General features: G+C 42.7%; 18 protein-coding genes and 3 pseudogenes. 2 read left to right on the forward strand and 19 right to left on the reverse strand.

Annotated features, from left to right (window positions below):
* Positions 1–14 precede the first annotated feature (14 nt).
* The 10 genes and pseudogenes from DXA07_RS06465 to DXA07_RS06505 form a co-directional block, all read right to left on the reverse strand.
* Positions 15–758, reverse strand: coding sequence for a glycosyltransferase family 2 protein (locus tag DXA07_RS06465; protein ID WP_117823397.1), 744 nt, complete (start codon positions 756–758; stop codon positions 15–17).
* Positions 759–2,219: an exopolysaccharide biosynthesis polyprenyl glycosylphosphotransferase gene (locus DXA07_RS06470; protein ID WP_243013950.1), complete on the reverse strand. Its 1,461-nt coding sequence runs from the start codon at positions 2,217–2,219 to the stop codon at positions 759–761.
* A gap of 83 nt (positions 2,220–2,302) precedes the next feature.
* Positions 2,303–3,736, reverse strand: coding sequence for an Asp-tRNA(Asn)/Glu-tRNA(Gln) amidotransferase subunit GatB (gene gatB / locus DXA07_RS06475; protein ID WP_008401386.1), 1,434 nt, complete (start codon positions 3,734–3,736; stop codon positions 2,303–2,305).
* A gap of 1 nt (position 3,737) precedes the next feature.
* Positions 3,738–5,204 (reverse strand): Asp-tRNA(Asn)/Glu-tRNA(Gln) amidotransferase subunit GatA, encoded by a 1,467-nt coding sequence (gatA, locus tag DXA07_RS06480; RefSeq protein ID WP_348980783.1) that lies wholly within the window; start codon positions 5,202–5,204, stop codon positions 3,738–3,740.
* A gap of 19 nt (positions 5,205–5,223) precedes the next feature.
* Positions 5,224–5,511 carry an Asp-tRNA(Asn)/Glu-tRNA(Gln) amidotransferase subunit GatC gene (gene gatC / locus DXA07_RS06485; RefSeq protein ID WP_008401384.1) on the reverse strand — a complete coding sequence of 96 codons (288 nt, stop codon included), beginning with the start codon at positions 5,509–5,511 and terminating at the stop codon, positions 5,224–5,226.
* A gap of 305 nt (positions 5,512–5,816) precedes the next feature.
* Complete coding sequence (locus DXA07_RS06490; protein WP_182427535.1) at positions 5,817–6,275, reverse strand: PBECR4 domain-containing protein; 459 nt, start codon at positions 6,273–6,275, stop codon at positions 5,817–5,819.
* A 325-nt stretch (positions 6,276–6,600) separates the two neighbouring features.
* The gene (locus DXA07_RS06495) at positions 6,601–7,809 is read right to left on the reverse strand and encodes an NADP-dependent isocitrate dehydrogenase (protein ID WP_008401383.1); all 1,209 of its coding nucleotides are present in this window, start codon (positions 7,807–7,809) and stop codon (positions 6,601–6,603) included.
* Positions 7,810–7,921: 112 nt separating this feature from the next.
* Entirely contained in the window at positions 7,922–8,677 is a 756-nt protein-coding gene (locus DXA07_RS06500; protein ID WP_348980781.1) for a biotin--[acetyl-CoA-carboxylase] ligase, read from the reverse strand.
* A 117-nt stretch (positions 8,678–8,794) separates the two neighbouring features.
* Positions 8,795–8,857, reverse strand: a pseudogene (locus tag DXA07_RS14035) (HTH domain-containing protein); the annotation flags it as partial.
* A 47-nt stretch (positions 8,858–8,904) separates the two neighbouring features.
* Positions 8,905–9,375: a hypothetical protein gene (locus tag DXA07_RS06505; RefSeq protein WP_021944860.1), complete on the reverse strand. Its 471-nt coding sequence runs from the start codon at positions 9,373–9,375 to the stop codon at positions 8,905–8,907.
* Between the two features lie 442 nt (positions 9,376–9,817).
* Between DXA07_RS06505 and DXA07_RS06510 the strand changes: the two genes are divergently transcribed.
* Positions 9,818–11,164: an MATE family efflux transporter gene (locus DXA07_RS06510; RefSeq protein WP_117785201.1), complete on the forward strand. Its 1,347-nt coding sequence runs from the start codon at positions 9,818–9,820 to the stop codon at positions 11,162–11,164.
* Between the two features lie 123 nt (positions 11,165–11,287).
* Here the strand turns inward: DXA07_RS06510 and DXA07_RS06515 are convergent.
* Positions 11,288–12,570 (reverse strand): annotated as a pseudogene (locus tag DXA07_RS06515) (adenylosuccinate synthase).
* Between the two features lie 202 nt (positions 12,571–12,772).
* Here DXA07_RS06515 and DXA07_RS06520 point away from each other — a divergent pair.
* On the forward strand, positions 12,773–13,651 hold the full coding sequence (locus DXA07_RS06520; protein WP_118483932.1) for a LysR family transcriptional regulator: 879 nt from the start codon (positions 12,773–12,775) through the stop codon (positions 13,649–13,651).
* Positions 13,652–13,946: 295 nt separating this feature from the next.
* Here the strand turns inward: DXA07_RS06520 and purB are convergent.
* The 8 genes and pseudogenes from purB to queD form a co-directional block, all read right to left on the reverse strand.
* Positions 13,947–15,397, reverse strand: a pseudogene (gene purB / locus DXA07_RS06525) (adenylosuccinate lyase).
* 21 nt (positions 15,398–15,418) lie between these two features.
* On the reverse strand, positions 15,419–16,894 hold the full coding sequence (purF, locus tag DXA07_RS06530) for an amidophosphoribosyltransferase (protein WP_118483934.1): 1,476 nt from the start codon (positions 16,892–16,894) through the stop codon (positions 15,419–15,421).
* A gap of 111 nt (positions 16,895–17,005) precedes the next feature.
* Positions 17,006–18,358 (reverse strand): phosphoglucosamine mutase, encoded by a 1,353-nt coding sequence (gene glmM, locus DXA07_RS06535; RefSeq protein WP_117808469.1) that lies wholly within the window; start codon positions 18,356–18,358, stop codon positions 17,006–17,008.
* A 34-nt stretch (positions 18,359–18,392) separates the two neighbouring features.
* Entirely contained in the window at positions 18,393–19,304 is a 912-nt protein-coding gene (locus DXA07_RS06540) for a diacylglycerol kinase family protein (RefSeq protein ID WP_117808470.1), read from the reverse strand.
* Positions 19,305–19,372: 68 nt separating this feature from the next.
* A complete protein-coding gene (gene queC / locus DXA07_RS06545) occupies positions 19,373–20,053 on the reverse strand; it encodes a 7-cyano-7-deazaguanine synthase QueC (protein ID WP_118483936.1) in 681 nt (226 codons plus the stop codon).
* A 13-nt stretch (positions 20,054–20,066) separates the two neighbouring features.
* Positions 20,067–20,648, reverse strand: coding sequence for a GTP cyclohydrolase I FolE (gene folE, locus DXA07_RS06550; protein WP_008401371.1), 582 nt, complete (start codon positions 20,646–20,648; stop codon positions 20,067–20,069).
* A 78-nt stretch (positions 20,649–20,726) separates the two neighbouring features.
* Entirely contained in the window at positions 20,727–21,395 is a 669-nt protein-coding gene (gene queE, locus DXA07_RS06555; RefSeq protein WP_118483938.1) for a putative 7-carboxy-7-deazaguanine synthase QueE, read from the reverse strand.
* A gap of 97 nt (positions 21,396–21,492) precedes the next feature.
* Positions 21,493–21,915 (reverse strand): 6-carboxytetrahydropterin synthase QueD, encoded by a 423-nt coding sequence (gene queD / locus DXA07_RS06560; RefSeq protein ID WP_118483940.1) that lies wholly within the window; start codon positions 21,913–21,915, stop codon positions 21,493–21,495.
* Positions 21,916–22,267: the final 352 nt, after the last annotated feature.

Consider the following 22,267-nt stretch of genomic DNA (forward strand, 5'->3'; position numbering starts at 1 on the left):
CCGTTTCTTTTTATTTAAAGAAAATATTTCTTTACTCCATGTATCGCATATCCTGCAAAATATCCAAGTGACTTCACTGTTCCAAATCCCATCTTCCGGTATACCTGATACGTCATCTTTGCAGAATGTAATTTGGAACCTGATTTACTGTTCTTCACCATCCGGTAAAGCAATAACGGTTCATTGATGCCTGCTGCCTCCCCGTATTTCTTAAGGATCTGCAGCCAGCAGATATAATCCTCGTGAGCATCATCATCCCCCATCGGGAACTCTGCTGCCACCTCCCGCTTCATCACTACGGATGAGCAGTTGATCACATTTCCATATAACATACCTTTATAAGTGATCTTCTCCGGTACCGGCAAGATCCGCCCGGTATGGGTTCCGTCCTCTTCCATCAGTTCTCTGGCAGTTGAGGATAATACCACTCCGGTCTTCTTCATAACAGCAAGCTGCTTTGAGAGCTTTCCCGGCCGCCAGATATCATCGGAATCTAAGAATGCTACATATTCGCCCTCTGCAAGCTGCACACCTTTATTTCTCGTTGCTGCTACGCCAAGATTGGTTTCATTCTTATATAGTCTGACCTGTGGATTGCTTTTATATTCTGCCAGGCACTCCGTCAGATCCTCCGGCGAACAGTCGTTGATCACGATGATCTCTGATATCACATCCTGACAAAGTGCGGAATCGATTGTCTGTTTAATTGTTCTGCTGCAATTATATGCCGGAATGATCACGGATACTTCTGGTTTCATTTATTTCTTTTCCTCTACACTATAGAAGGCATCCTCGGCTTCATCATGCGGATGCTTGATGCCTGTTTTCTTTGTCCTGTCTTCGCGGATCGCTGTCGTCTGATTTGCATCGATTCCTTCCGTATTCTCCTTCTGGAATAAGATCTTGAAGGTCAGCAGGATCAGCTTCAGATCCAGCCATAAGGAATACTGCTCATAATATGTCAGGTCAAGTTTCACCTTATCTCTCGGTGTGGTGTTATATTTACCGTAAACCTGTGCATATCCGGTAAGTCCGGCCTTCATCTTCAGACGATAGTCGAATTCCGGGAAAGTCTCCCTATACTGTGCTGCGATCTCCGGGCGCTCCGGTCTAGGGCCTACGACTGACATATCGCCCTTTAAGATATTAAAGAGCTGTGGCAGCTCGTCTAAGTGTGTGGCACGGATCACACGGCCAACCGGTGTGATTCTGTCATCATGCTTTCTTGCAAGCTGTGCGCCATGTTCCTCGGAGTCCATCCGCATACTTCTGAATTTCATGATCTTGAATACCCTGCCATTTAAGGTCAGACGATTCTGTTTATAGAATACAGGGCCTCTGTCATAGAGCTTGATCGCAAGTGCGATCAGGATCATAAACGGTGAAAAGATAATGATCATGATCAGGGATACGATGATATCCATCAGACGCTTGAAGATCATATCTTCTCCTGTCAGTCCCTGGTTTCTGGATAATAATAACGGTGTATCAAACAAATGGATCGGTTCTGCTCCTAAGATAATGATATCCGATAACTTCGGTACCACATACGAACGGATCGAATGCTCGAAGCAGTATTTTACCAATTCGTTTCTGATATATGCCTTTGTCTCACAAAGGATAACACCATCGTACTGTAAGATTTTTTCTTTTAATGCTTTCTCACCTTCACTGACATGAATACGGTCAGCAATGATGTATTTGTCTTTTCTGGCATTGATCTTATCAATGAATTCGGTCGGTGTCTTATATCCGTAGACAAGCAGTAAATGTCTTGGAGGATAAAACTTACGGTACATCATCCTGCAGACAAATACCCATATAAATATAACTATGATCTCTAAGAATGTAAGCTCGATCATGTTCAGTGCCGGCAGATAATTACGGGCAATGATACACAGCTCGACATAACCTACGATATTTGCACAGACCAATGATAATATCTGTGAAAAGAGAACATCCATCACCCGGAGGAAGCCTACTTTATAACCACCATACAGCTTCGTAAACAGATAAATGATAATCGCATACATACCGATTACCGCCCAGTTACCTTTGTTCCAGAACGGAATCTGGATAGCCTGAGTATTATCTGCATATTCGGTATACCACATTCTCGCAAACAGCAGTACTTCCGCAGCTAACAGAAGCACGCCTTCCGAAAATGTGATAATACGTTTGTAAATGTCTCTCTTTCTCACATGTCTGGTTTCTTCCATATCAATCTCCATCCCACCATGAGAGGTGGTCATCAGGTGGATATGCCACCTGCTTTCTCTTCATTTTTTTCTATTGGTATCGATTATTTTAACAGTTCACGGAGCATCTGGTTTACGGATGCCGGATCTGCCTTGCCTTTCATTGCTTTCATGGTCTGTCCAACCAATGCGCCAAGTGCTTTTTCTTTTCCGCCACGGAAGTCTTCGATTGCTTTTGGATTATTGGCAATAACTTCTTCTACGACCTTGCGGAGTGCACCTTCATCATTTACGGTGGCGAGTCCATGTTCTTTTACATAGCTTTCCGGTTCAATATCATCTGTAAATATCTTCTCAAATACTTCCTTTGCGACATTGCTGTTGATGGCTTTCGCATCTACCATCTGTATCAGCTTTGCAAGGTGCTCTGCGCTAAATGACAACTCATCTGCATCGATGGAATGTTCTTTCATCAGACGCATGGTCTCTCCCATCAGCCAGTTGGATACCTTCTTCGGATTTGCTCCGAGAGCGATCGTCTCCTCGAAAAGGTCTGCCATCTTCTTTGTATTTGTAATGATATCTATATCATAGTCTGGGATATCATACTCTTCTTTATACCGGATCTTCTTCTCATCCCGGAATTCCGGCTGACGGCTTCGGATCTCCTCCATCCACTCGTCACTGATCTGTACCGGTACAAGGTCAGGATCAGGGAAATAACGGTAATCCTGTGCATCCTCTTTGGAACGCATAGGATATGAATATTCCTTGGTATCATCCCATCTTCTGGTCTCCTGTACAACCTTTTCGCCTGCTTCGATCAGATCGATCTGACGTTCTCTCTCATTCTCGATCGCATGGGCGATAGCCTTGAATGAGTTCAGGTTCTTTGTCTCTGTTCTTGTTCCGAATTCTTCTGCTCCAACTTCACGAACAGACAGGTTGACATCGGCACGCATCGAACCTTCATTTAACTTACAGTCTGATGCTCCGAGATACTGGATGATCAGACGTAATTTCTCAAGATAAGCAATTACTTCTTCCGCAGAACGCATATCCGGCTCAGATACGATCTCGATCAGAGGTACACCGGAACGGTTGAAATCGACCAGTGAACTGTCTGTATATGGATCATGTACCAGTTTACCTGCATCCTCTTCCATATGGATCTCATGGATCCTTACGAATTTCTTCTTGCCCTCTACTTCGATCTCTACCTTTCCGTTTCTGCAGATTGGGTAGTACAGCTGAGAGATCTGATAGTTCTGTGGGTTATCCGGATAGAAATAATTCTTACGATCAAATTTACAGTTCTGTGTGATCGTACAGTTGGTTGCAAGACCGACAGCAACTGCTTTTTCTACTACCCCTTTATTCAGTACCGGAAGGGAACCCGGCATACCGGTACAGACCGGACATGTATGTGTATTCGGTGCACCACCAAATGCGGTACTGCAGCCGCAGAATATCTTCGTCTTTGTCGCAAGCTCTACATGAACCTCCAGACCAATCACGGTTTCGTATACTTTACTCATCTTACAGACCCCTTTCTGCTACAGCGGCAGGCTGCTTGTACTCTCTTGTCTGCTCAAATGCATATGCCGCCTGAATGATTGCTTTCTCGTTAAATGCATCTCCTACCATCTGGACACCGATCGGCATGCCGTCTTTGTCGTACCCGCATGGAAGGGAAATACCCGGAAGTCCTGCAAGGTTAACCGGAACGGTGTATACATCGCCCAGATACATCTTGATCGGATCGGATAAGGATTCACCCATGGTCAGTGCAGTTGTAGGTGCAACCGGACCGAGGATGATATCGTATTTTGCAAATGCTTTATCATAAGCCTGTTTGATCAGGGCTTTTACCTTAAGTGCTTTTACATAGTATGCATCATAGTAACCGGATGACAGGGTAAAGGAGCCTAACATGATACGTCTCTTTACTTCTGCACCAAATCCTTCGGAACGTGTCTTCTTATACATGTTGTGAAGGTCTGTATACTCTGCTGTACGATAGCCGTATTTTACGCCGTCGAAACGCTCCAGATTCGAACTTGCCTCTGCAGATGCAATGATATAATATGCAGGAATCGCATATTCTACCATACCAAGATCGAATTCTTCCACGATCGCACCTTTTTCTTTTAATACTTCAGCTACATGGTACACAGCATCCTTGATCTCCGGATCCAGTCCTTCTGTGAAGTAGTCCTTTGGAAGTCCGATGCGCATACCCTTTACATCGTCCTTTAATGCACTTGTAAAATCATTATCGGTACGTTCTACAGATGTAGAATCTTTCTTATCATACTGGGAAATGATCTCTAATATCGTTGCGCAGTCTGTTACATCCTTTGCAAGTGGTCCGATCTGGTCAAGAGATGAACCATATGCAACCAGACCGTATCTAGATACTCTGCCATATGTCGGCTTGATTCCTGTTACACCACAGAATGCTGCCGGCTGACGGATAGATCCACCGGTATCGGAACCGAGTGCACACGGTACTTCTTCTGCTGCAACAGCGGCTGCTGATCCACCGGAAGAACCACCCGGAACTTTATTTGTATCCCACGGATTCTTTGTCTCGCCATAATAAGAAGTCTCGGTTGTACTTCCCATTGCGAACTCGTCCATATTGGTCTTACCTACGATCACGGCTCCTGCTTCCATTAATTTCACAACAGCATCTGATGTATAGGTCGGTACAAAGTTTGATAAGATCTTGGATGCGCAGGTGGTAAGTACACCGTTCTGACACATATTATCCTTGATCGCGATCGGCACACCTGCCAGCGGGCCTGTCAGCTCGCCGCTGTCGATCTTCTTCTGTATTTCTTCTGCCTGTTTGAATGCACCTTCTTCATCTACGTTGATAAAACAGTTATATTCTTTGTCGTATGTCTTTATATTCTCGATGCAGGCTTTGGTTGCTTCCATAACGGAGATCTCTCCGGCCTTGATCTTCTTTCCAAGCTCTACTGCTGTCATACTCATCATATCCAATGTCCGTTACCTCCTAATCAAATGTTCTTGGCACCTTATAGCAGCCATCTTTCTGCTCCGGTGCATTTGACAGCATATTCTCTCTGTCATCGCCATTTGTTACTTCATCTTCACGGAATACATTATTATAAGAAAATGTATGGCTCATTGCTTCCACATTCTCAGTGTCCAGTTCGTTTAACTTACTTACATAGTCAAGCATATCTGACATATCTTTCTTTGCCTGCTCCTTCTCCTCATCGGAAAGCTCAAGCTTCGCCAGAATACCTACATAATCGATTGTTTCGTCTGTAATAACCATGGTATGTCTCCTTGTCTGGGTTTTATTTATAGTACCACAAAATTAGTTAGAGTGTACCACATAACTCCGTTGTTTGCAAGTCTACATAAAAAGGAAGGCATTCCACCTTCCTTTTTATGTCTTATATTCTATTTATCTCAAGTTATATAATTCACTATTTATTAAATGCTTCACACAATCCGGAATAGTTTTATTCTTATCTGATACTAATATTTTATTATATTTATCAATACACGCTTCTTTTGCAAATATAAAATCGACTATGTCTCCACCATTACTTCTTTCTATTGATGAATCTTCTACTCTCAATGACATAGGAAGAAATAAGTCTTTTTGTTTTTTTCTTGTTGATCTTTACTCTCTATTAAGCCTAATGTGAATTCCAGATTTGTTACACTCAATTTATATACAATCGTAATAGTCTTCAGATCTTTAAGAATACATACCGTATCATTTGTCAATTCTGGCAATCTCTTTAAACACGGTATTTTCTTTTTTACATTAGCAAACGGGTGCCTTGCATCAAAATAAAACTGATTATTGGTAAGCTTTCTTCTTTTCGCATTCTTATAAAATTCTCTGGCTGATAAGTTTGTTTCTACTCCGGTCAAGTGAAGAAAATGATCCACCGGAAAGGATACCTCAAAATATTCTTCACCATATACATATAAAAATACTTTACCCGCTAACATTTTACTGTATATTTCAGCCGATTCTATTATTCCCTGTCGTATTTTATTTTTCTTTTCTGTCTTTGTAGCCATTCACACCTCATCATATGCAAAGAGGAGTGTGATGAAAACCACACTCCTCTTTGTATTCTTCATAAAGAGTTTTATGCTGGTTGTCAGCCTCGATATCCAGTTAAGATATCTAAATCGGCGTGGAAATCATTAAGTCCCCCACGTGGACTACAACCATATCCTGATTGCACGGCTCGATATCAATTAAGATATCTAATGAAATGGATTTTTTACCCTGCTCCATTTGCAGCCCAACTTTTTACGATGCTCTTTCATCGAGAATATCTCTATTCTTATATTTATTATACTCAAATCATATTATAAAAACAACATTTTTATAGTTATTTTATAACATGCCCTCTAAGGTCTCACGGATTGCCTTGATGAAGTTCTCGCTGTTTAATACAGTTGGATTCTCAAGGGTTGTGATAAGTGCAAGATCCTTTGTCATCTTTCCGGATTCGATCGTTGCGATCGTCGCTTTCTCAAGCTTGTTTGCGAAATCAACCAGAGCGTCGATGCCATCCAGTTCACCACGTTTTCTAAGTGCGCCTGTCCATGCAAAGATTGTTGCAACAGAGTTTGTGGATGTTTCTTCACCCTTTAAGTGCTTGTAGTAGTGTCTCTGAACTGTTCCGTGTGCAGCTTCGTACTCATACTTTCCATCCGGAGAAACCAGTACAGATGTCATCATGGCCAGTGAACCAAATGCGGATGAGATCATATCACTCATTACGTCACCATCGTAGTTCTTACATGCCCAGATGAATCCACCCTCGGACTTCATTACTCTTGCTACAGCATCGTCGATCAGTGTATAGAAATATTCAATACCTGCTGCATCGAATTTCTCTTTGTATTCTTTATCAAAGATCTCCTGGAAGATATCTTTGAATGTATGGTCGTATTTCTTTGAAATCGTATCCTTGGTTGCAAACCAGATTGTCTGCTTGATATCCAGCGCATAGTTGAAACAGCATCTTGCAAAGCTTTCAATTGACTTATTGATGTTGTGCTGTCCCTGGATCACACCCGGTCCGTCGAATTCATGGATCGTCTCTTTGATCACTGTACCATCTGCACCTGTAAACACCAGTTCAGCCTTCCCGGCACCCGGAACCTTGATCTCTACGTTCTTATATACATCACCATATGCATGTCTTGCGATTGTAATAGGAGCCTTCCAGTTCTTTACACATGGCTCAATGCCCTTTACGATGATTGGTGTACGGAATACAGTTCCGTCGAGGATTGCACGGATCGTTCCATTTGGACTCTTCCACATTTCTTTCAGGTCATACTCTGTCATACGTGCAGCATTTGGTGTGATCGTTGCACATTTAACAGCTACGCCATACTTCTGTGTTGCATATGCGGAATCAAATGTTACCTGATCATTTGTCTCATTTCTATATTCAAGTCCCAGATCGTAATACTCGGATTTCAGATCGATAAATGGATAGATCAGTTCATCCTTGATCATCTTCCAGAGAATCCTGGTCATCTCATCTCCATCCATCTCTACTAAAGGGGTAGTCATTTGAATTTTTTCCATCTTGCTCGTTCCTCCATGTTCTTTTATTATAGTTCTAATTACTTACCTATTTTTATACACGCCTAGAATTATACATGAAAAATGTTGCTATTTCCAGTTTTTTGAAAGTTTTTTACACATATCCGTAAATTCCGCGCACGGACACTTCCCCGGATATAATGATCGACTCCTGTCCATCTTTATCCTTTACACGAAGTCCTCCATTTGGTGCAAGTCCGAGGGCTGTGTATTCTGTCCGGTTATATCCTTCGATCACATAGACCTGTTCATCCTTGTTCACAAGGATGGAATTATATTCATCCAGCATGAACTGAAGATCCTGACATTTGACAAATGCGTCATACAGCTCTTCAAAATGATTTGCCACACTGGCGACCAGTTTGCTTCTGTCACAGCCGGTTCCGTTTTCCAGCTTGATCGATGTCGCCTTATCTGCCAGTTCTTCCGGAAATTCCATCATGGATACATTGATGCCGATACCTACAACTGCATATTTGATATCCATACCTTCCGAACTCATCTCTGTAAGAATGCCACAGATCTTCTTGCCGCCGACTACAACATCATTCGGCCATTTGATCTGTGCCTGTAAGCACGCTGTATCAGCAAGAGCACGCGCCGTTGCAAGTGCCGACAGGATCGTAAGTCTGGATACATTCTCGATCGGCACATCCGGACGGAGCAGAAATGTCATGGCTATACTGGTTCCCTTCGGGGTGCTCCATGCCCTTCCTCTTCTTCCTCGTCCTGCATTCTGTTCGTTTGCAACAAACAACGCTCCGTGTGTTCCATCTGTCTCTCCTGCAAGCTTTGCCCGTATATTTGTGGAATCCGTCTCATCATAATAATACAGTTCTCTTCCGATCACCGATGTCGTGAGTGCTGCCTCTATCTTCTCTTTCGTAACGATATCCGGCTCTCCGACCAGCCGATAGCCTTTATTATTTACAGCATCTATAATGTAGCCTTCTGCCTTTAAGGCATTGATGTTTTTCCAGACAGCGGTTCTTGAGACACCTAATTTCTCACAGATCGCCTGACCGGATATATATCACTGCTTGTCCGAAGCAACGCAAGGATTTTTTCTTTCATGATTTACCTTCTTTCTGTCTCACTTTCCTGATAAATTCCCATCTTCTTTAATAAATGATAATAGATCGCATCGCACTTATCACGTTTTCCGCTGAACGGCAGTACGAATTGCTCTTTTCCTATATCGATCTTCAATATGTAATATGGCAAATGCGGATCCGGAATGACCAGATTCACATTTGTAATCTTCTCATATGGAGTATGATAAGATTTCTTTCCCTTTTCTATGATCAATTCATCGTCTTCAAAATGATAGGTCAGATCAAATGCCGATTTTCGAAATGATGATTTCACCAGCACCAGTCCGTATACTCCAAGTGCAAGACCAAATGCCAGCTTAAAAATACGACCACCGGTACTGCCATGGGATTTGATCATCAACAGGATAAATGCTGCTCCGATAACAACAAAAAATACACCAACCATCCGGTATGCAATTCTGGTTGCTCTGTTTTTCTTTACGGTATGCTGCATGTGTTTTCCTCGTTCTTTCTGTATATTTTCTGTTCTCTATTATATTTTCTACAGTCATAAAAAGCAAGCCAGAGTAAACATGACATTTTGTACTAAAACCCCCGACAAAAAACATGATTTTTACCAGATTGATTTTTCTTATAAAAAGAAGTAATATCCAGTATGCATTTAGAATATGGAAGTCGTTGCGGGCAGTTTATTTAATAGAATCATACGACTTGCCAATACAGGGACATTTGAGTCCGCCGGTTCTCGATGGCGCATAAGCGGCATCTTAGTACCGCTGCAGGACTCAACGAGCGGAAGCGTTCCCTGTTGGCAATGTCAGTATGATTCGTAAATAAACTGTTCGCAACGACTAAACTAACACAAGGAGGTAAAATCATTGAAAAACTTACTGAAAAAAATTAACGGTTCCAAGGATCTGACTGAAGGCAATCCTATGAAACTGATCTTGAACTTTGGATTGCCATTATTATTTGGGCTTTTATTCCAGCAATTTTATAACATGGTCGATACAATCATCGTTGGTAAATTTCTGGGTGTCGATGCACTTGCAGCCGTCGGCTCAACCGGATCGATCAACTTTATGATACTCGGTTTCTGCATCGGTATTTGCAATGGTTTTGCCATCCCGGTTGCTCAGGCCTTTGGAGCAAAGGACACTGATAATATGAAGAAGTACATTACAAACTGTGTCTGGGCTTCGATCTTCTTCGCTGCCGTTATGACAGTTGCAGTCGGAATTCTTACCAGAAATATTCTGATCTGGATGAAAACACCGGACAGCATCCTGGATCAGGCATTTATCTACATATTTATTATATTTATGGGAATACCTGCAACCTTCCTTTATAATATGGTTTCCGGTATCCTGCGTTCTCTCGGCGACAGTGTAACCCCTGTTGTCTGTCTGATCGCATCCTCCCTGTTAAATATCGTACTGGATATCCTGTTAGTTCGTCCGATGGGTGTCGCCGGTGCTGCTGTTGCAACCGTTGTTGCACAGGCAATCTCCGGTGTCGGCTGTCTGATCTATATGTGTAAGAAGCTCGGATATCTTCATTTTACAAAACAGGACTGGGCATTTAGTATGCGCCACTGTCTGACCTTATGCGGTATGGGTGTTCCGATGGGGCTTCAGTACTCGATTACAGCGATCGGCAGTGTTATTCTTCAGGCTGCAGTTAATTCGATGGGTGAATCCGTTATTGCTGCCGTATCCGCCGGAACAAAGATTTCCATGTTCCTCTGCTGTCCGTTTGATGCCATGGGATCGACAATGGCAACCTACGGTGGACAAAATGTCGGTGCTAAGAAAATGGATCGTGTGGATGCCGGCTTAAAGGCATGTATCAAACTCGGTATTGCCTATGCGATTCTTGCATTTGTATTTATCCTGTTATTCGGCAAGAATCTGGCACTGCTCTTCCTGGATGCAGAAGAGACAGAGATTATCAAGCTTGTATATTATTTCCTGCTTGGCAACTCAGGAGCTTACATCCTGCTTGCCCTTGTAAATATCGTCCGGTTTATGATTCAGGGGCTCGGCTATTCCGCCTTTGCCGTTATCGCAGGTATCTGTGAAATGGTTGCCCGTACGATCGCAGGCTTTATCCTGGTACCAAAATTCGGTTATGTCTTTGTAGCACTCGGCAGTCCGCTCGCATGGATATTTGCAGATATCTTCCTGATTCCTGCCTATATCTATGTTGTAAAACGTCTTCGCCGCAAGTTCGGTCAGGAGACCCCGGCGATGCTGAAGCGTTGTCAAAAGAGCCTTGCATAATATATTCTAATACAGATTTTTCTATATAATCAAAAAACCATACCGGCAGCATATATATTTTTTATGTGATTTACCTATTCACCCAAATATATATGCTGTCGGTATGGTTTTTCTTTTTATTTATTATTTATTTCTGTAGATAATGTCGGTTCTCTTTGGTCCGTTTGAAACCATAGTGATCGGATATCCGATATGTTTCTCAATGAACTCAATGTAGTTTCTGCAGTTCTCTGGAAGATCTTCGTAGTTCTTGATACCACGGATATCTGTCTTCCATCCCGGCAGAACCTCATATACAGGCTTAGCTTTCTTTAACTTAGCTGTTGTAGGGAAGTCTGTTGTTACTTCACCATCGATATCGTATCCGACACATACAGGAATCTCATCCAGATAACCCAGTACATCAAGTACGGTAAATGCTACATCTGTTGTTCCCTGCATACGGCAGCCATACTTGGAAGCTACACAGTCGAACCAACCCATACGTCTTGGACGTCCGGTTGTTGCACCGTACTCACCGCCATCACCACCACGACGTCTTAACTCATCTGCTTCATCTCCGAAGATCTCGCTGACGAACTCACCGGCGCCTACAGCACTTGAATATGCCTTTACTACTGTTACGATCTGCTTGATCTCATATGGAGGAATACCGGCACCGATTGCACCATAAGCAGCCAGTGTGATGATGATGTAACCATAGGGTAAATACCATGATCCGGATCCTTTAATGTTCCGAGCTGACCTTCTAACAGAATTGTCTTGCCTGCTTTGATCGCTTCATGGAGATATGCGGATACATCACATACATATGGCTCTACGATAGCCTTGTACTCCATCAATGTTTCATATACTTCATCTACTGTAAGAAGTGGCTTCTTATACAGATACTCAAGCAGAACATTCTTGGATGCGATAACTCTGCTGATCTTATCCTTCAATTCTTCCTCTGTGTCAAACAGTTCGCTTACCTGGAAACCGATCTTTGCATATTTGTCTGAATAGAATGGTGCGATACCTGACTTTGTAGATCCGAATGACTTACCGGCCAGTCTCTCCTCCTCGTACTCATCAAACAGAATATGATACGGCATAACCATCTGTGCTCTGTCTGAGATCAGGATCTTTGGCATTGGAACTCCCTTTTCTACGATGCTGTTCAGCTCTTTGAACAGAACCGGGATATTTAATGCTACACCATTTCCGATAACACTTGTTGTATGATCATAGAAACAACCGGACGGAAGTGTATGCAATGCAAATTTACCATAGTCATTTACAATTGTGTGACCTGCATTTGCACCACCCTGAAATCTGACAATAATATCAGATGTTTCCGCCAGCATATCTGTTATTTTACCTTTTCCTTCGTCGCCCCAGTTGGCTCCGACAACCGCTCTTACCATATTTTTATCCTCGCTTTCATGGCATTTTCCCGGAAATATCTTCCGAAATTGAACTCAATTACTTATACATTATAGCATGTATGTATTATAAGTAAAATCGATATTAATTATATATAGCATAAGGTGTACTTATATTTATTCTTTACAAATACATTGGTTCGGTTTACACTTTCAATATAACGATTGATCAGGAGCTTCGATTATGGATATTAATTATGAATATTATAAAATTTTCTACTACGTGGCAAAGACAGCAAGCATCTCTGCTGCTGCCAAAGAGCTGTGCGTATCCCAGCCCGCTGTCAGTCAGGCAGTCAAATCTTTAGAACAGGCAATCGGTATCAACCTGTTTATTCGGACGAAAAAAGGTGTATCCCTGACAGGTGCAGGCGAACTTCTCTACAAACATGTATCCGAAGGATACGAGGCAATCTCCATGGGCGAACAGCAGCTTGCCCGACTGATGCACTTAGAAACCGGTGAGATCCGGATCGGAGCCAGTGATATGACACTCCAGTTCTATCTGCTTCCGCATCTCGAACGCTTCCACCAGCTCTATCCCGGCATCAAAGTACATGTAACAAATGCACCGACCCCAAGTACGATCGATCACTTATTTGCAAATAACATTGACTTCGGTATCGTTACAACTCCTCTCCCACAGAATCCGAATATGGAGATTCGAAACGCGCGGGAGATTGAAGACATCTTTATAGCCGGTCCAAGATTCAACGATCTGAAAGGAAAAATTCTTGACTATCAAGATCTGCAAAAGCTTCCGATCATCTGTCTGGAAAATGACACCAGCACAAGAGCCTATGTGGATCAGTTTCTTGCAAATGAAGGCGTCACGCTGACCCCTGAATTCGAGCTTGCAACCAGTGATATGATCGCACAGTTTGCAAAGAGGAACCTTGGAATCGGATCGATTGTGGCCGACTTTGCCGGTGACTATATTGACCGTGGTGAGATCTTCCGGTTAAATTTCAAGAAGCACATTCCCAAGCGGAACATGTGCATCATCAGCGACCGCAGACGTGGCATGAGCATCGCCGCTATGAAGTTGATGGAATTGCTGTAGCTTTCCTGTCATCCGATAATTGGTCCTTTAACTGTTAATGAACTTCTGAGCTATATTGATTATAACGCTATAACAAAATATCACATGAATTAATCAGGGATGCATATCCCCTTGTAATGACATTGTGAGGATTTCGTTACGAAGTACACATTACCAGTAAATGCGAGTGCTTGTTTGAGCCGAAGGCGAGTTAGCACAAGAGCATTTACGAATCAGGTATGTGCACTGAATAGAAACCACAACACGTCATTACAGGGGATATGCATCCCTAATTGATTCATGTGATATTTAACTTTTATACGTTGATCTCAGCGGTCATGCCAAGTACGTCTTTATTTGCATCAAGTACCGGCTTTACAACCTCTGTGATGAATTCTTCGGTCTGCTCCGGTGCGCGTCCGACAAAGTTCTTTGGCTCAAGGATGGCTTCGATCTCTTCCTTGGTCATGCCAAATGCAGGATCTGCTGCGATCAGATCAACAAGGTTATTTTCCTTGCCCTCTTTCTTTACAGTTGCGCCTGCCTGCATGGAGTATTCACGGATAAGCTCATGCAGCTCCTGACGATTGCCGCCACGTTTTACAGCATCCATCATGATATTCTCAGTTGCCATAAACGGAATCTCCTTCATGAATCTCTGATAGATAACCTTATCATATACAACCAGACCATCTACAACATTCAGATACAGGTCTAAGATACCGTCGATCGCAAGGAATGCTTCCGGATAGATACACGCTTGTTTGCGGAATCATCCAGTGTTCTCTCAAACCACTGTGTTGCTGCTGTAAATGCAGGATTTAATGCATCAGCCATAACGTAGTTTGATAAAGATGCAATTCTCTCACTTCTCATCGGATTTCTCTTATATGCCATTGCTGATGAACCGATCTGGTTCTTTTCAAATGGCTCCTCGATCTCTTTTAAGTGCTGTAACAAACGGATATCATTTGAGAACTTATGTGCACTCTGTGCGATACCGGAAAGTACATTTAACACTCTGGAATCTACCTTACGGGAATAAGTCTGTCCGGATACAGGATAGCATGCTTCAAATCCCATCTTCTCTGCGATCTTCTTATCGATCTGACGAACCTTCTCATGATCTCCGTTAAAGAGCTCTAAGAAGCTTGCCTGTGTTCCTGTTGTTCCCTTACATCCCAGGAGCTTCTGCTGACCGATCATGTAATCCAGATCAGACAGATCCAACATCAGTTCCTGAAGCCATAAGGTTGCACGCTTACCAACAGTTGTTGGCTGTGCAGGCTGGAAATGGGTAAATGCCAGTGTCGGCAGATCTTTATATTCCATAGCGAACTTGGACAGTTCGTTGATCACATTTAATAATTTCTTTCTGACAAGCTTCATAGCCTCTGTCATAACGATAACATCTGTGTTATCACCAACATAGCAGCTTGTTGCTCCCAGATGGATGATGCCGGCAGCCTTTGGGCACTGAACGCCGTATGCATATACATGGCTCATAACATCATGACGAACCATCTTCTCACGCTCTTTTGCTACATCATAATTGATGTCCTCTGCATGTGCCTTTAACTCATTGATCTGCTCCTGTGAGATAACCGGCTTGCCGTTTTCAGAAAGGCCGAGTTCATACTCCGTTTCTGCAAGGGCGATCCATAATTTTCTCCATGTCTTAAACTTCTTATCCGGAGAGAAAATATACTGCATTTCTTTACTTGCATATCTCTCGCAGAATGGGCTTGTGTATCTGTCTGTACTCATTTTTACCTCTCCTGTATTTCTTTATTTTACTTTTGAATCTTCACCGCGTTTGAAATTCTCATGTTCTCCGCGGATATCTTCCTTTGGTGGCTCCATCGGATATTCCCCTGTAAAGCAGCCGTGGCAGTACTGTCTTCCACCGGAGATCTCTAGCAACCGCTCCTTGCGAAGATAAGCAAGGGAATCGGCGCCGATGATCTTGCAGATCTCATCAACCGAACGGTTATATGCGATCAACTGCTCTCTGTCCGGGATATCCGTTCCAAAATAACAAGGATATAAGAACGGAGGCGAACTGATCCTTACATGAACTTCCTTTGCGCCAGCCTCACGAAGCATTCCTACGATACGGTCTGAGGTTGTACCTCTGACAATGGAATCATCGATCATAATGATACGCTTACCCTTTACCGCTTCTTTTAATACATTTAACTTCACGCGAACACTGGACTCTCTCTGGCTCTGCTGTGGCTTGATGAATGTTCTGCCGACATAGCCATTCTTGACAAATGCCGTTCCGTATGGAATGCCGGATTCCAGTGAATATCCCTGAGCTGCTGCATTTCCCGATTCCGGAACACCTACAACCATATCTGCATCTACCGGACTGTCCTTTGCAAGACATCTTCCCGCGATCAGTCGGGATTCATAGATTCCCATTCCGTCAAATACGGAATCCGGACGGGCAAAATAGATATATTCAAAGATACATCTTGCATGCTTCTCCTGACACATATCCTTATAGGACTGAATACCATACTCCGGTGAGATCGTTACGACTTCTCCGGGCTCTACATCACGGATAAATTCTGCACCGATCGTATCAAGGGCACAGCTTTCCGATGCAAGAATATAGGCATTATCACGTTTTCCGATACAGAGCGGGCGGAATCCAAATGGATCTCTGGCTCCGATCAGCTTTCTTGGACTCATTACTACAAGTGAATAAGATCCCTTCACTTTTCTGAGTGCTTTCATAACTGCTTCCTCGGCACTTGCACTGTTCACACGTTCTCTTGCGATATGATAAGCAATAACCTCGGAGTCGATCGTCGTCTGGAAGATCGCACCTGTAAGTGCCAGTTCCTTACGAAGCTCCGGCGCATTGATCAGATTACCGTTGTGTGCAAGACCAAGTGTACCTTTTACATAGTTCAAGACTAATGGCTGAGCATTTTCTATCGTACTCGCGCCGGCAGTTGAATATCTGACATGTCCGACACCGATATTTCCTTTTAATTTCTCAAAGGATTCCGGTGTGTACACCTCGTTTACCAGACCCATGCCCTTCATGGAGCTTACCTTCCCCTTGGGACCTTCCGTGTCTGATACTGCGATACCACAGCTCTCCTGTCCTCGATGTTGCAATGCAAACAATCCATAATAAATGGAGGTTGCAACATCATTGTTGTCAAAATCATACATTCCGAAAACACCACATTCTTCATGCATCTTGTCATCATTCTCAAAATAATGGGATCTTATATTCTCGTTCATGTTTTGCCTCTCGTATTTTATTTTTTAACACACTAAGACTTTATACGTTTTCTGTTTTTCTGTCAATGTTGGAATGTGAAAAATTATTCCGGAAATTAACAGCCATTTTCTCTATATTGCATAACCTTTCTCTTTGATCAGATCTACCATCTGATATACATATTTGTTGCAGAGCTCATCACTCTCTGCTTCTACCATAACACGAATAAGCGGTTCTGTTCCGCTCTGGCGAAGAAGAAGTCTTCCGTCAGAACCAAGCTCCTCTGCGATCTTCTGATTTAATGCCTGCACATCCGGATCATTCATAACCGCATCCTTACTGGATACCTTTACATTTACCAGAAGCTGTGGGAAGATCGTCAGGCTCTTGAAGCACTCTGATAATTTACATTTGCGTTCCAGAATAACTTCCATGATCTTCAAAGACGTCAATACACCATCTCCGGTCGTTGCATATTTGGAGAAGATGATATGTCCTGACTGTTCGCCGCCGATAGAATATCCATGCTCCATCATGGATTCAAATACATATTTGTCACCGACTGCTGTCTTATCATAGGAGATTCCCTTCTTATCCAGTGCTTTATATAAGCCAAGGTTTGACATGATCGTTGTTACGATGGTATTCTTATTCAGTTCTCCACGTTCCTTCATATAACGTCCGCAGACATACAGGATCTTATCTCCGTCTACTAACTCACCCTTATCATCAACACACAGACAACGATCTGCATCACCGTCATAAGCAAATCCTACATCCAGTCCTTTTTCTACTACAAACTTCTGCAGTCCCTCAATATGGGTAGATCCACAATTTGTATTGATATTGGTTCCGTCCGGATCATTATTGATTACATAGGTCTTTGCTCCGAGTGCATCAAATACTGCCTTTGCAACCTGATAGGCTGCACCATTTGCACAGTCCAGGCCAACTCTCATATTCTTAAAGGATCGGGTAGGGATCGTCATCAGGTATCCCATGTAACGGTTTCTTCCCATAGAGTAATCAATCGTGCATCCGATATTTTCTTTTGTAGCCAGTGGAATCTCCGGAATCTCACCATCGATATAACGCTCGATCTCTTCTTCAACCGCAGCCTCTAATTTGTAACCCATGCCATTGATGATCTTGATACCATTGTCATAGTATGGATTGTGGCTTGCCGAGATCATGATTCCACAGTCGAAGCCATCCGTTCTGACAATATAAGAAACACTTGGCGTCGGTGTTACATGCATCAGATATACATCTGCACCACTTGCCGTTAAGCCCGCAACTAATGCATATTCAAACATATAACTTGAACGTCTGGTATCCTTACCGATAACCACCTTTGCCTTGCCTTCCGGATTCTTCTTGCCATAATAATAGCCAAGATAACGTCCGACCTTGAAGCTGTGCTGTACAGTAAGATCCTTATTTGCCTCACCTCTGAATCCATCTGTTCCAAAATATTTACCCATAACTGTAAACCTCTTTCTTTCAACTCAGTTTGAACTACTTAACTTCTTCTTTTTCTTCTTCCGGTGATACCAGCAGAGAAACTGCTCTCCGATGTACAGAGATCTCGGATGTGGTATACTCCCCGCCATACTCTCCATCCAGTGTCCATGCGATCGGTTCTTCGCTCTCGATCACGACACGATTGGTTCGGAATGCTACCATATTGGTCTCATTCGTATTTCCAAGGAGCAGCGAATTGATGATTCTCTGGAGATCTGCAAGATTCTGGATCTTGCGAATCAGGACTCCTTCAAATAAACCATCGTCGAATTCAACTCCATGGCTGGTCAGACTTTTATATCCGCCGACCGATACTGAATTCGATATCATACCGAACATAAACTCACCGGTATATGTCTGGTTATTAAATTCTATCTTCAGATTATATGTGGGAACATTTACAAGACTCTTCATACCCTGTAATACATATGCCGCATGTCCTAAAATATTCTTCATATTCTGAGGGGTTGCATATGATGTATCAGAGAATATGCCAAATGCTGCAACATAGACAAAATAATTCTTATTCAATTCTCCGACATCTACTGAAAAAGGTGCGGCAGTGACAAGCTGTTCTGCTGCCTCGATTGCTTCTTTCGGGATCTCAAGACTTCTGGCATAATCATTTGTCGAGCCACATGGGATATAGCCAAGCGGCCGGTTCAGTCCACATTCCATAAATCCTGTGACTGTATTACCAAGCGTTCCGTCACCTCCGGCACATACGATCACATCGTAGTTCTCTCCTTCTTCTTTTACGACACGGGCAGCATCGCCGACTCCCTGTGTCAGATAAATTCTGACTTCATATTCTTTCTTGCAAAAGACATCTATCACATCTATAAGACAATTCTTCAAAGTTGTTCGTCCCGCTTTGGGATTTACAATAAACAGCATCTTCTTCATATTCATACCTCATTACTGTTTACAGGAACACATTTATCCGATTGCTCTGTTCCCGTCTGACTTATGCTTTATGCATTGTGATTCTTTTTATATTCCATGTAAAGATCGTATCCTTTTTTTCTGAGCTTACAGGATGGACAATGACCGCATCCTTCACCCGGAATACCATTATAACAAGTAAGTGTCATATCTCTGATAACATCAAGTCCGCCGAGTTCATCTGCCAGCTTCCATGTCTCCATCTTATCGATCCACATCAATGGTGTGATAATATCGAATTCATAGTCCATCGCAAGATTCAGTGTTGTATTCAATGATTTGATGAAAATATCTCTGCAGTCAGGATAGCCGGAGAAATCACTCTGGCTGACACCTGTTATGATGTCGCTGACGCCCTTCTGTTTTGCGTAGATCGCTACAAATGTCAGGAATACCATGTTTCTTCCATCTACAAATGTATTCGGTGTACCGACCTCCGGCGCATTCTCGTCTACTTTCATCTCACTTCTTGTCAATGAATTTGGTGCAAGCTGATTCAACAGACTCATATCCAGAATATGATGCTCTACTCCAAATTTTTCAGCAATCTTCTTTGCACATTCTAATTCTTTTACATGCTTTTGTCCATAGTCAAATGATACTGCGTATACTTTTTTATACTTCTTAAGTGCCCATAACAGACAGGTCGTACTGTCCTGTCCACCACTGAATACAACAACTGCTTCATCTCTGTTCTTCAAATTCTGCATCTTTCATATCCTCCTATCGGTTCATCATCAATACTTTATTCTGTAAATTCACATCATTCTCAAATGCTCCACGGAACGTCGTTGTATAGGTCTTCGTTCCCGGCTTCTTAATGCCCCTTGCTGTCATGCAGCTATGATTGGCCTCGATCAATACGGCTACATCCGGTGAGCCTGCTGCCTTTCCAACCACATATGCGATATCGGATCCGATCCGCTCCTGAAGCTGCAACCGCTTCGCTACCATGTCTGCGATCCGTGCGATCTTGCTGAGTCCTAAGACCCTGCCATGTGGGATGTATGCCACTGACACCTTCATATCATACATCAGTGCCATATGATGTTCGCAGTAACTGAACACCTCGATATCCTTTACGAATACCATATCACTTGTATGTGCCGCATCTTCCTCTTTGAATGTCTTGCCAAACATCTCAGCAATCTCATCGTTGGTATAATTCATTCCCTCAAATACTTCTTCATACATTCGCGCAACACGGTCCGGTGTCTCTTTTAAGCCTTCCCGGTCAGGGTCATCACCAAGTGCTACAAGGATTCCACGAATATGCTCCTTTATTGCTTCTTTATCAATTGCCATTTCTACTCCATTCTCTTATTACTCTTAATCGATTATCCAAATAATATGTTAATATCAATATCTGCGGTTTCATCCGTTTTACACTCCACGCATCTCCGGATCCCAGATATACTTATGAAGCTGTAACTGTAATTTTACACCATTCATTTCATTCTCGATCATAAAATCAACGATATCCTCCGGATTGATCTTGCCGTATACCGGACTGATATAGACGTTTGATTTGATATCCAATGCCCATTCATGAATAATGTCTCTTGCTGTTTCCAGATCCTTGATCGAGCCGGATACGAACTTTACCGCATCCTTCTTATCAATATAGTTATAATTGGAGAAACACATATTACTTTCCATTCCGCTTCCCGGAAGCTTATAATCAAGTGTAAATGCTACCCGGTCTGTCAACGCTTTAAACTCTGCGATATCCACACTCCCGTTTGTCTCTACTTCTACCTGAAGTTCCTCATCCATCGCCAGCATCAGGAGCAGCTTATCGATATCCTCCTGGATCAACGGTTCTCCACCGGTTAATGTCACGTTTCTGACTCCGGTTCGCTTGATATAGTCATAGATCTCTGCATCCGTCAGTTCTTCGTATGGGGCATCTGCTTCATTTGCCCATTTGGTATCACAGTAACTGCAATTCAGGTTGCAGCCTGTAAAACGAATAAATACCGCCAGTTCTCCGGCTTTTACGGATTCACCGTTGATGCTGACAAATCGTTCTGCTACTTTAAATTTTGCCATTTCTATTTCCTTCTTACTTTTTGTATATGATATTCTTCGATGTCATATCTCTGATATGACACCTTTGATCGATTTCATTTATTATCATTTTCTTTTATTATGCTTCCGCATAAGTTGCTGCATTGGTCGGGGTCTCATAAACTGTGGTACGAATCACCTGATATCCCTTATCTGCCATATATTCATAAAAATACTTTGCCAGATTCTCTGCTGTCGGACGTACCGGAAGCTCGATGATACGGAACTGTTCTTCTGCCAGTGCTTCCATCGTCTTTTCCTTTAATGTACCTTTCTCCATGATCAGGCAATGATCCATCTCTTCTGTTTTCTCTCTAAGATCCTTTTTCAGATCTCCAAAATCTACAACCATGCCTCTGGTCTGTCCGTCCTGCATCAGCTTCTCGCCGCCGACTTCAACTTCAACCGTCCAACGGTGTCCGTGCAGATTTCTGCATTTACCCTCATAGCCCGCAAGGAAATGCGCGCTGTCAAAACTTGAATTTGTCTTTAAACTGTACATATCTTCCTCTTTCTTTTATTTTCGAATGTTATATTACACAGTTGTCAGCTTGTACGATGTAATAAGCATCGACATTTGTGTAGTTTCGTTATGAGACCTGCACTAGCTGTCAGCACCAAGCCCATGTTTGAACCCGTATGGGTGAGTTTGGGCGACTGCTGACAAATAGGCGTGCAGGTCGAATAGAAACGAAACAAGTCGGGCGATTACATCGTACAAACTGACAGCTGTGCAATATAACATTCCTATGTAAAAAACGCGCATATAGGAAAATGCCCTTCATGCGCGTTTTTTCCTAGTTTTGTTTAGTGACAGGATGGTATTAATGAACTGTCAGTTATTCTGTTTCTGT

Origin of the sequence: Clostridium sp. AM54-37XD (assembly GCF_003478225.1) — a bacterium.
In the GTDB taxonomy this organism is placed as follows: Bacteria; Bacillota; Clostridia; order Lachnospirales; family Lachnospiraceae; genus Coprococcus; species Coprococcus ammoniilyticus.